The organism is Kitasatospora sp. NPDC002965, from assembly GCF_040611255.1.
Taxonomy (GTDB): domain Bacteria; phylum Actinomycetota; class Actinomycetes; order Streptomycetales; family Streptomycetaceae; genus Kitasatospora.
Map to the genome: position 1 here is coordinate 1 of NZ_JBEXNT010000003.1, position 11,156 is coordinate 11,156.

Sequence of the window (11,156 nt, forward strand, 5' to 3'; positions counted from 1 at the left end):
TGCCCCGCGGGGCAGAGCCGGACGGCCCCGGGGGACGTCCCGCAGGCCCGTCGGGGCGGGCCGGGCGGCGCGCTCGCGGGCCCGGACGCCCCCCGGGGTCGTCCGGTGCCTCCCGGGAACCATTACCCTGGGGGCGTGGCAGCCGTCGATCCTTCCGAAGAGCTCAAGAACCTCGAAACGACCATGGGGTCGATCGAGGCCGTCCTCGACCTGGACAAGATCCGGGCCGACATCGCGGTCCTGGAGGAGGAGGCAGCGGCCCCCAACCTGTGGGACGACCTCGCGAACGCGCAGAAGGTGACCAGCAGGCTCTCCTTCCTCCAGGGTGAACTGCGCAGGGTCGAGGGCCTGCGCAGCCGCATCGACGACCTGGGCGTCCTGTTCGAACTGGCCGAGGCCGAGAACGACGCGGACACCCGCGTCGAGGCCGAGACCGAGCTGGCGGCCGTCGGCAAGGCGGTCGAGGAGCTGGAGGTCCGCACCCTCCTCTCCGGCGAGTACGACGCCCGTGAGGCGCTGATCAACATCCGTGCCGAGGCCGGTGGCGTGGACGCCGCCGACTTCGCCGAGCAGCTCATGCGCATGTACCTGCGCTGGGCCGAGCGCCACGGGTACCCGACCGAGGTCTACGACACCTCGTACGCGGAGGAGGCCGGCATCAAGTCCGCCACCTTCACCGTCAAGGCCCCGTACGCCTACGGCACCCTCTCGGTCGAGCAGGGCACCCACCGCCTGGTCCGCATCTCGCCCTTCGACAACCAGGGCCGCCGGCAGACCTCGTTCGCCGGTGTCGAGGTGCTCCCGGTCGTCGAGCAGTCCGACCACGTCGACATCGACGAGGGCGAGCTGCGCATCGACGTGTACCGCGCGTCCGGCCCGGGCGGTCAGGGCGTCAACACCACCGACTCGGCGGTGCGCATCACGCACCTCCCGACCGGCGTGGTGGTCTCCTGCCAGAACGAGCGCTCGCAGATCCAGAACAAGGCGTCCGCGATGAACGTCCTCCAGGCGAAGCTGCTGGAGCGGCGCCGCCAGGAGGAGCGGGCGGCGATGGACGCCCTCAAGGACAGCGGCAGCTCCTGGGGCAACCAGATGCGCTCCTACGTGCTGCACCCGTACCAGATGGTCAAGGACGTCCGGACCGAGTACGAGGTCGGCAACCCGCAGGGCGTGCTGGACGGCGACATCGACGGCTTCATCGAGGCCGGCATCCGCTGGCGCAAGCAGCGCGAGACCGCCGCGCAGCAGTAGGACGGCGGTTCCCCGCGCAACAGCGGAACCGCGGACCAGTGAGACGGAGAGGCCCCGACCGGCAAGCGGTCGGGGCCTCTCCGATGTGGTGCGTCCCGGTCAGGCCAGCGCCTGCCGCGCGAGCAGCGCCACCGCGAGCAGTCCGGCCAGGACGGCCAGCAGCATCGCGGGGGAGAGCGCGGCGAACGGGTTCTGCTGCTCCTGCAGCCTGGCCCGGGTGGCACGGCACGTGGGGCAGCGGCCCTCGCTCACTCGGCCGTTGCAGTTGGCGCACACCAGATGGTCGCAGGTCATGCGATCTCCTCCTCGCTGCTACAGCCAACGCACCGGACCGGGCCTTGGTTCCTTCATGTGCCCTGTGCGGGGGATCGGTCAACCCCGACCGCCACCTCCACTCTGCCAGGTTCTCCGCATTCCGGCCCCCGGGCTGTGAGATGGCTCCCAATATTCGGGGCAAAGCCGGTCATTCTCCCCCGGGTTTCCGGTTCCGTCGAGGCCTGAGCCTGCGAGCGCGGTGTCGCTTCGCGTATGGTCCCAAGCCGGGAGCGGCCCTTTCGCTCCCCTCGCCCGCCCCTGGGCCGGGCAAGCCGAGGGGTGGACCGACCGAGGACTGGCGCCGCCTAGGATGGCCTCCGTGATGCAGCCGTGATCAGATTCGACAACGTCTCCAAGACCTATCCCAAGCAGAATCGTCCCGCCCTGGACAACGTCTCGCTGGAGATCGAGAAGGGTGAGTTCGTCTTCCTGGTCGGCTCGTCCGGCTCGGGCAAGTCCACCTTCCTGCGCCTCTGCCTGCGCGAGGAGCGCCCCAGCACGGGCGAGGTGCACGTGCTCGGCAAGGACCTGGGCAAGCTCTCCAACTGGAAGGTGCCGCACATGCGCCGCCAGCTGGGCACCGTCTTCCAGGACTTCCGCCTGCTGCCGAACAAGACGGTCTCGCAGAACGTGGCCTTCGCCCTCGAAGTGATCGGCAAGCCGAAGAGCGCCATCAACAAGGTGGTGCCCGAGGTGCTCGACCTGGTCGGCCTCGGCGGCAAGGAGGACCGCATGCCGGGCGAGCTGTCCGGTGGTGAGCAGCAGCGCGTGGCGATCGCCCGGGCGTTCGTGAACCGCCCGATGCTGCTGATCGCGGACGAGCCCACCGGCAACCTCGACCCGCAGAACTCGATCGGCATCATGAAGCTGCTCGACCGGATCAACCGCACCGGCACCACCGTGCTGATGGCCACCCACGACCAGGCCATCGTCGACCAGATGCGCAAGCGCGTCATCGAGCTCGACAAGGGGCTGCTGGTCCGCGACCAGGCCCGCGGCGTCTACGGATACCAGCACTGATCCCTCAGCGCTGAGCCCGTGGGCAGCCCGCCCGCCTCGCCCGACCAGCAGTACCGACCCTGGAGTTGTTGAACGCATGCGCGCCCAGTTCGTCCTGTCGGAGATCGGTGTGGGTCTCCGCCGCAACCTGACGATGACCATCGCGGTGGTCGTCAGTGTCGCGCTCTCCCTCGCCCTCGCCGGTGCCTCGCTCCTGGTCCGGGACCAGGTGAACTCCATGAAGGGGTACTGGTACGACAAGGTCGAGGTCAGCATCTACTTCTGCACCAAGTCGGACGCCCGCAACTCGCCGCAGTGCCAGGCGGGCGCGGCCACCGACCAGCAGATCGCCGAGATCAAGACCCAGCTGGACAAGATGGACTCGGTGGTCCAGTCCTCGACCTTCGAGAACTCCGCCGAGGCGTACAAGCACTGGAAGGAGATGAACCCGGACAACCCGCTCATCTCCGTCCTCGGCCCGGAGGCCATCCCGCAGTCCTGGCGGGTGAAGCTCAAGGACCCGACCAAGTACGACGTCATCCAGAGCGCCTTCGCCGGCAAGCCCGGCGTGAAGTCGGTCGAGGACCAGCGGAAGATCCTGGAGAACCTCTTCGGTCTGCTGAACGGTCTGCAGACGGCGGCGTTCGTGATCATGGTGCTGATGCTCTTCGTCGCCCTGCTGCTGATCGTCAACACCGTCCGGGTGTCGGCGTACAGCAGGCGGCGTGAGACCGGCATCATGCGCCTGGTCGGTGCCTCGAACTTCTACGTGCAGATGCCGTTCATCGCGGAGGCCGCGTTCTCCGCGCTGCTCGGTGCGGTGATGGCCTCCGGCCTGCTGCTCTGCGGCCACTTCTTCGTCCACAGCTGGCTGGCCGAGCGGGTCCAGTTCATCAACTTCATCGGGCTCGGCTCGGTGCTGGCGGTGATACCGCTGCTGGTGGTGGTCGGCATGGCGATGGCCGGCATCGCGGCCTTCTTCACCCTGCGGAAGTACCTCAAGGTCTAGCACCGCCTCAAGGCCCGGCACCGCGCCGGGCCACCCGTCGGCCCCGGCACCGCGCCGGGCCCGACGGCTCAGAGGGCCCCGGCGGCCCCGGACGGCACTGCGCCGTCCGGGGCCGCCGCCGTTCCGCCGCCGACCGTTCCGGCCCGGTGTGCTCCGCGCTGCGCCTACACTCCGATTCCATGCCAGTAACTCCGCGCGGGGCCCGTCAGGTGGCCACCCTCAGCCTGGTGTTCGGTGTGGTGCTGCTGGCCGGCGCCGCCACCGGCGCCTGGGGGGAGCCGGGCACGCCGGGCCGGCCGCCGTCGGCGGACACCGCCCGGGTCGCCGCCGCGACCCTCGGGGCGGGCCAGGACCCGGCCGGCGCCGACCTGTCCGAACAGCAGGCCGAGCACCTCATCGGTGCGGTCGGCGACCGCTGGGGCGCCTACTACAGCGCGCAGGAGTACGCCGAGTTCAGCCAGGGCCTGGGCGGCCGCTACGTCGGGGTCGGCCTCTCGGTCGGCCGCGGCCAGGACGGCGCCACCGCCGTCTCCCGGGTGCAGCCCGCCGGGCCCGCCGCCGCCGCCGGGATCGCGGTCGGCGACCGGCTGCTGCGGATCGGCGCCGACCAGGCCGACCACCTGCCCGTCACCGAGGTGGTCGCCCGGTTGCGCGGACGCGAGGACGGCGAGCGGCAGGTCGGCTCCGAGGTGGTCCTGGCGGTGCAGCGGGGGGAGGGCGAGGTCCGCGAGGTGCGCCTGCGCCGGGCCCTGCTGGACAGTCAGCAGGTGGCCGCCGAACGCCTGGCGGGCGGCGTCGTCCGGGTCACCGTCCGGGCCTTCACCAGCGGGGTGGCCGAGCAGGTCCGGGCCGCCGTGCGTGACGCGCGAGCCGGGGTGGTGCTCGACCTGCGCGGCAACTCCGGCGGGCTGGTCGAGGAGGCCGCCGGCACCGCCGGGGTCTTCCTGGACGGCGGCCCGGTCGGCTCCTACCAGGACCGCGGGGGGACGCGCGAGCTGACCGCCCCGCCCGGCGGGGACCAGCGCACACCGCTCGTCGTCCTGGTGGACGGCGGCACGATGAGCGCCGCCGAACTGCTCACCGGAGCGCTCCAGGACCGCGGCCGGGCCGTGGTGGTCGGGAGCAGGACGTTCGGCAAGGGCACCGTGCAGCAGCCCAGCCGGCTCGCCGACGGCGCGGTGCTGGAACTGACCGTCGGCCGCTACTTCACCCCGGCCGGCCGCTCCCCGGAGGGCACCGGCCTGGCCCCGGACGTGCCCGCGGCCGACGCCGAGGACACCGCCGGACTCGCCCTGCGGGTGCTCGCCGGCCTGGGCACCCGCGCCTGAACCCCGGCGCGCGCGCCCAAAAGGGGCTGCCCCGACCGGCCCCGAAGTGCGAGAATGGCCCACGCTATGGCAAAGGAAACCGGACAGAAGCTGATCGCGCAGAACAAGAAGGCGCGACACGAGTACACCATCCTCGACACCTACGAGTGCGGTCTCGTGCTCACCGGCACCGAGGTGAAGTCACTGCGCGAGGGTCGGGCCAACCTGGTCGACGGCTACGCGTACATCCAGAACCACGAGGCGTGGATCGACAACGTCTTCATCCCCGAGTACACCCAGGGGACGTGGACCAACCACGCGGCACGGCGCAAGCGCAAGCTGCTCCTGCACAGGATGGAGATCCAGAAGATCGAGGCGAAGGTCCGGGACGCGGGCCACACCCTCGTCCCGCTCTCGCTGTACTTCAAGGACGGCCGGGTGAAGCTCGAACTGGCGCTCGCGATCGGCAAGAAGCTCTACGACAAGCGGCAGACCCTGAGGGAGAAGCAGGACACCCGCGAGACGGCCCGCGCGGTGGCGGCGGCCCGCCGGCGTCAGAGCTGACACGGACGGCTCGGCGTTAATCGGCTGGACCCTCGCCCGTCGCCTCGCGTAGTATGGCGGCAGCACCACGGACGGTCAACGTCCTGTTGTTTCTCAAAAAAACATGGGGATGATCGGTTTCGACAGGGGAAGTCGAAACAGGAGAAGCGAGCCGAGGAACGCGGCAATGATCTCGTTAACCACGTGTCGCAAACAAATAATCGCCAACTCTAAGAGCGATTCCCAGCAGTTCGCTCTCGCTGCCTAATAAGCTCCGATAGCGCTTGGGTGTCAGACCGGGGAGTTCCCGACCCGGACCCTGGCATAATCTAGGGAACTCAACCGTCCGCCCGGGCTGCGGGGGTGGATGGGAAATCAAACAGTAGCTGGGCCTGTTGGCGGCTTGTCCGCGTGACTGCCAGGGCCGAGAAAATCACAGCGGACTGCGCTCGGAGAAGTCCTGAATCCACTCCACTGGACCCGGGTTCGATTCCCGGCATCTCCACCACCCCATGTTCACAGTGTGCAGGCCGCCCACCGCTCAGCGGTGGGCGGCCTGCATGTTTTTCGCTCCCGATGCGGCGCGCCACCGCGGTCGCGGCGTAGGATCTTCCGTCCGCTCGTTTCCCAGAGTCGGACTCCCGCCGCAACCACCGAGGCCATGCAGAGCAACACGGACACCAGCAACACGGGCAGCGCCGCCATCGACCACGAGACGGTCCGCGCGCGAGAGATCGCCGGGGAGCAGCGCCACCTCGACACCGTCTACCACCGCCTGGAGGAGAAACTCGCCGAGGCCGAGTACATCCTGGAGGACGCCGCCAAGCGCGTGCACGTCGGCACCCCCGGCGCGCTCGCCGAGCGGGACGCCCAGGTGTACCGGGCCGGCGCGCACCTCCAGCGGCTCAACAACGAGTTCGAGGACTTCCTCTTCGGTCGGATCGACCTCCAACAGCCGGATGCCCCGGAGGAGCACGGCATCCCCTCCAACACCCCGCTCGACCCGGCCGACCCGGCCGTCGCCGAGACCCTGCACATCGGCCGGCTCGGAGTGCTGGACGCCGAGTACGGGCCGCTGGTGATCGACTGGCGGGCCCCGGCCGCGGCGCCGTTCTACCGGTCGACCCCGCTGGAGCCCGGTCGGGTGATCCGCCGCCGGGTGATCCGCTCCAAGGGCCGCAAGGTGATCGGCGTCGAGGACGACCTGCTCCGCCCCGACCTCACGCCCACGCTGGGCGGCGAGGAACTGGCGGTGGTCGGCGACGGCGCGCTGATGGCCTCCCTGGGCCGCGCCCGCAGCCACTCGATGCGCGACATCGTCTCCTCCATCCAGAAGGAGCAGGACGAGGTGATCCGCGCCCCCGCGGCCGGGGCCACGCTCGTCACCGGCGGGCCCGGTACCGGCAAGACCGCCGTGGCCCTGCACCGCGCCGCCTTCCTGCTCTACCAGGACCGCCGCCGCTACGCCGGGGGCATCCTGGTGGTCTCGCCGACCCCGCTGCTGGTCTCCTACACCGAGGGCGTGCTGCCCTCGCTGGGCGAGGAGGGCCAGGTCGCCGTCCGCGCGGTCGGTTCGCTGGTGGACGGCATCGAGGCGGGCACCTACGACACCCCGGAGGCGGCCCGGATCAAGGGCTCGGCCCGGATGACGCACCTGCTGCGCCGGGCCGCCCGGGGCGTGCTGGAGCTGGGCGCGCCGCAGGAGCTGAAGGTGGTCGCGCGCGGCGAGGTGCTGCGGCTGGACGCCGGCCGGCTCAAGGCGGTGCGCGGCAACGTCATCGGCTCGGGCGGCACTCCGCTGAACCTGCTCCGCCCGCGGGCCCGCCGGCTGCTGCTGGACGCGCTCTGGCAGGAGGTCACCCGCCACCTGCCCAGACCCACCGACCACTACGCCCGCGAGCAGCGTCAGGAGGAGAAGGAGTCCTTCGACGACTACGTCTCGGACGAGCCGCCGTTCCTGAACTTCCTGGACGCCTGGTGGCCCGTGGTCACCCCGCGCCGGGTGCTCGGCACGCTGAAGCGGACCCGGCACACCAACCGGATCGCCCGCCGCGCCGTCACCCCCGAGGAGGCGAGGGTGCTGGCCGAGTCCTGGCGGCACCTGTCCGAGCAGGGCGAGGGCGCGCTCTCCGCGCACGACGTGGCGCTGGTGGACGAGCTGCAGGTGCTGCTCGGCGAGGCGGCCCGGCCGAAGGTGCGCGAGGTCGACGCGGTGGACCTGCTGACCGGGCTGGAGGAGGTCACCACCTTCGCCGACCGTTCGTCGAGGCAGCGCGACCGCATGCCGCTGGAGCGCACCGAGTACGCGCACATCATCGTCGACGAGGCGCAGGACCTCACCCCGATGCAGTGGCGGATGATCGGCCGCCGGGCCCGGACGGCCACGTGGACCATCGTCGGTGACCCGGCGCAGTCCTCCTGGCCGTTCCCGCAGGAGGCCCAGGCCGCGCTGGACGACGTCCTGTCCGGCAAGCCGCGCCGCCGCTACACGCTGACCGTGAACTACCGGAACCCGGCCGAGATCGCGGAGGTGGCGGCCAAGGTCCTGGCCCTGGCGGCGCCCGGCACGCCGTCACCGAGCGCGGTGCGGCACGTGGGTGTCGAGCCGCGGTTCACGGCGGTGACCGACCCGGCGCCGGAGGCGTTCGGCGCGGCGTGCCGGGCCGAGCTGGAGCGGCTGCTGGGCGAGGTGGACGGCACGGTGGCCGTCGTGGTGCCGATGGACCGGCGGGCCGAGGCGGCCGGCTGGACCGCGGGGCTGGGCGAGCGCGTGGTGGCGCTGGGCAGCCTGGAGGCCAAGGGCCTGGAGTACGACGCGACCGTGGTCGCCGACCCGACCGGCATCGCCGGGGAGTCGGAGGCGGGGCTGCGGGTGCTCTACGTGGCGCTGACCCGGGCCACCCAGCGGCTGACGGTGCTGTCCGGTCCGGACGACCTGCCGGACGCGGCCGGCGTGCCCGCGCTGCTGCGCGACTGACGGGCCGTCGGGCGGGCCCTCGCCGGGGCCCGCCCGACGGGTGCGTCCCCGGGCGCGCCGACGGCCCCCGTCGACACCGAAGGCCCCTCACCCGCCGGGTGAGGGGCCTTCAGGAGCTACGACACCGACCCGCCATGCTCGCCTCGCGGCAAGTGGTCCCTCGAAGGGACGAAGGTTGGGCCCGGGGGCTTGGATCGAGCCGGTGTCCCGTCCAATGTAACGCATCGGGCCGCTGAGGCAAGAAGTTGTCGGGTCCGCACACTCAATGAACGTTATTTCTGACTACGCCCTGGTAGGTGCGACGATCGAGGTCTAGCATGCGCAGGCGAGAGCCCTCAACAATTTGTTGAACTCGCAGACGGACGGACGGAAGAAGGAACGTCGATGGCGACGGTGCCCAGTGTCTCGAACTCGATCACGGTGCGGCTGGAGGTTCCGGCCAGAGGCAACGCCGTCAGCGCGATCACCACGGCGGTCGAGTCCTCCGGCGGTTCGGTGACGGGTCTCGACGTGACCGCCTCCGGCCTGGAGGCGCTGCGGATCGACGTGACGGTGGCCGCCTTCTCGGTCGCGCACGGCGAGGAGATCGTCGAGAAGCTCCGGGCCATCGACGGCGTGGCGATCGGCAAGGTGTCGGACCGGACCTTCCTGATGCACCTCGGCGGCAAGATCGAGATGTCCTCGAAGCTGCCGATCCGCAACCGTGACGACCTCTCGATGATCTACACCCCGGGGGTCGCCCGGGTCTGCCTGGCGATCGCCGAGAACCCCGAGGACGCGCGCCGCCTCACGATCAAGCGCAACAGCGTCGCCGTGGTCACCGACGGCTCGGCCGTGCTGGGCCTGGGCAACATCGGTCCGGCCGCCGCCCTGCCGGTGATGGAGGGCAAGGCCGCCCTGTTCAAGCGGTTCGCCGGCATCGACGCCTGGCCGATCTGCCTGGACACCCAGGACACCGACGAGATCGTGGCCGTCGTCAAGGCGATCGCCCCGGGCTTCGCCGGCATCAACCTGGAGGACATCTCGGCGCCGCGCTGCTTCGAGATCGAGGCCCGGCTGCGCGAGGCCCTGGACATCCCGGTCTTCCACGACGACCAGCACGGCACCGCGATCGTGGTGCTGGCGGCCCTCACCAACGCGCTCAAGGTGGTCGGCAAGGAGATCGCCGACATCCGGGTGGTGATGTCGGGCGCCGGCGCCGCCGGTACCGCGATCCTCAAGCTGCTGCTGGCCGCCGGCGTCGAGCACGCCACGGTGGCCGACGTGAGGGGCGTGGTCCACGAGGGCCGCGACGACCTCAACGAGAGCCTGCGCTGGATCGCCGAGCACACCAACCGCTCGGGCCGCACCGGCAGCCTCAAGGAGGCCGTGGCGGACGCCGACGTCTTCATCGGCGTCTCGGCCCCGAACGTGCTGGACGGCGACGACCTGGCCACCATGGCCGAGGACGCGATCGTCTTCGCGCTGGCCAACCCGGACCCGGAGGTCGACCCGGCGGTGGCCCGCCAGACCGCCGCGGTGGTCGCCACCGGCCGCAGCGACTTCCCGAACCAGATCAACAACGTGCTGGTCTTCCCGGGTGTCTTCCGGGGCCTGCTGGACGCCCAGAGCCGCACGGTCAACACCGAGATGATGATCGCCGCCGCCCGGGCGCTGGCCGCCACCGTCGGCGACGACGAGCGGAACCCGAACTACATCATCCCGAGCGTGTTCCACAAGGACGTCGCCAAGACCGTGGCCTCCGCCGTCCGGGACGCCGCCCTGGCCGCGGCCTCGGAGGCGCCCGCCCCGTGGCGGCCGACCCCGGGCATCGTGGGGACGCTCGACACCGCGTCCTTCCCCTCCGTCAAGCTCTGACCGGGCCGCTCGACCCGTGTCGCGCATCGGTCAAATGACCGAATAGCGACCTTACCCGCCCAATCCCGCCCCGAACCCTTGCGACACAAGGGCGAGGGGCGTGTTTGGGCTTGTCGGACCTAGGGCGTACGGTAGCCCTGCACGGGGCAGGCGTGTCCGACAAGTACGGAACGTCCCCCTGGTCTTCCGGCGCGTCGTCCCGACCGCCGCCCGCGCCCGGTCCGCCGGAGCCGACGGAGCGTCACACCTCCGGCGGGCGGGCGCTGTTCGGGTCGTGACGCCGGGGCCCGATTGGCTTTCTCGGGGCCGGTCGGGGCAGGATTCGTATCCGGGCAGGCAGGCGGGCCTTCGAGGGCACGGCGCGCGGCACTGGGTGCGGACCCGGCCCGCGACCACGCATTGCCTGCATGAGCACAGTGTGCGGACCTGCGGCCCATCCGGGTGCCCCCCGGTGGGAGCACCGATGGGCCCCCGCACACCGCAAGCGAACAGACCACAGGAGTACACATGAACCGCAGTGAGCTGGTGGCCGCGCTGTCCGAGCGCGCCGAGGTGACCCGCAAGGACGCCGACGCCGTTCTGGCCGCCTTCGCCGAGATCGTCGGCGAGGTCGTCGCCAAGGGCGACGAGAAGGTCACCATCCCCGGTTTCCTGACCTTCGAGCGCACCCACCGCGCCGCCCGCACCGCCCGCAACCCGCAGACCGGCGAGCCGATCCAGATCCCCGAGGGTTACAGCGCCAAGGTCAGCGCCGGTTCCAAGCTGAAGGAAGCCGCCAAGGGCGCCTGAACCACCCCTTGAACGCCCGAGAGGCCGGGCTCCCCGTGAGGGGGGCCCGGCCTCTCGCCGTCGGGCGCCGCCGGGCGGGGGCCCCCGGGCCCGTCCGGCGCCCACCAGC

At 71.2% G+C, this 11,156-nt stretch carries 9 protein-coding genes and 1 other RNA gene; 9 read left to right on the forward strand and 1 reads right to left on the reverse strand.

The window, feature by feature from the left end; translation table 11 throughout:
• The first annotated feature begins 135 nt into the window (after nucleotides 1-135).
• Nucleotides 136-1,251, forward strand: a complete 1,116-nt coding sequence (gene prfB / locus ABZY91_RS01965) for a peptide chain release factor 2 (RefSeq protein ID WP_329883744.1) — start codon at nucleotides 136-138, stop codon at nucleotides 1,249-1,251.
• A gap of 99 nt (nucleotides 1,252-1,350) precedes the next feature.
• On the opposite strand, the gene ABZY91_RS01970 is transcribed toward prfB, so the two are convergent.
• Nucleotides 1,351-1,545, reverse strand: a complete 195-nt coding sequence (locus ABZY91_RS01970) for a hypothetical protein (RefSeq protein WP_329883576.1) — start codon at nucleotides 1,543-1,545, stop codon at nucleotides 1,351-1,353.
• 351 nt (nucleotides 1,546-1,896) lie between these two features.
• On the opposite strand from ABZY91_RS01970, the gene ftsE reads away from it, so the two are divergent.
• From ftsE to ABZY91_RS02010, 8 genes are all read left to right on the forward strand, one after another.
• The gene (gene ftsE, locus ABZY91_RS01975; protein ID WP_329883577.1) at nucleotides 1,897-2,586 is read left to right on the forward strand and encodes a cell division ATP-binding protein FtsE; all 690 of its coding nucleotides are present in this window, start codon (nucleotides 1,897-1,899) and stop codon (nucleotides 2,584-2,586) included.
• A gap of 76 nt (nucleotides 2,587-2,662) precedes the next feature.
• Nucleotides 2,663-3,574: a permease-like cell division protein FtsX gene (gene ftsX, locus ABZY91_RS01980; RefSeq protein WP_329883578.1), complete on the forward strand. Its 912-nt coding sequence runs from the start codon at nucleotides 2,663-2,665 to the stop codon at nucleotides 3,572-3,574.
• Nucleotides 3,575-3,753: 179 nt separating this feature from the next.
• Nucleotides 3,754-4,902, forward strand: a complete 1,149-nt coding sequence (locus tag ABZY91_RS01985; protein ID WP_355399116.1) for a S41 family peptidase — start codon at nucleotides 3,754-3,756, stop codon at nucleotides 4,900-4,902.
• Nucleotides 4,903-4,968: 66 nt separating this feature from the next.
• A complete protein-coding gene (gene smpB, locus ABZY91_RS01990) occupies nucleotides 4,969-5,445 on the forward strand; it encodes an SsrA-binding protein SmpB (RefSeq protein ID WP_329883580.1) in 477 nt (158 codons plus the stop codon).
• A 105-nt stretch (nucleotides 5,446-5,550) separates the two neighbouring features.
• Nucleotides 5,551-5,932, forward strand: a transfer-messenger RNA (tmRNA) gene (ssrA, locus tag ABZY91_RS01995).
• A 153-nt stretch (nucleotides 5,933-6,085) separates the two neighbouring features.
• The gene (locus ABZY91_RS02000) at nucleotides 6,086-8,401 is read left to right on the forward strand and encodes a UvrD-helicase domain-containing protein (RefSeq protein ID WP_329952510.1); all 2,316 of its coding nucleotides are present in this window, start codon (nucleotides 6,086-6,088) and stop codon (nucleotides 8,399-8,401) included.
• A gap of 384 nt (nucleotides 8,402-8,785) precedes the next feature.
• Nucleotides 8,786-10,258: an NAD-dependent malic enzyme gene (locus ABZY91_RS02005; protein WP_329883582.1), complete on the forward strand. Its 1,473-nt coding sequence runs from the start codon at nucleotides 8,786-8,788 to the stop codon at nucleotides 10,256-10,258.
• A gap of 507 nt (nucleotides 10,259-10,765) precedes the next feature.
• Nucleotides 10,766-11,047 carry an HU family DNA-binding protein gene (locus ABZY91_RS02010; protein WP_030308200.1) on the forward strand — a complete coding sequence of 94 codons (282 nt, stop codon included), beginning with the start codon at nucleotides 10,766-10,768 and terminating at the stop codon, nucleotides 11,045-11,047.
• Nucleotides 11,048-11,156 lie beyond the last annotated feature (109 nt).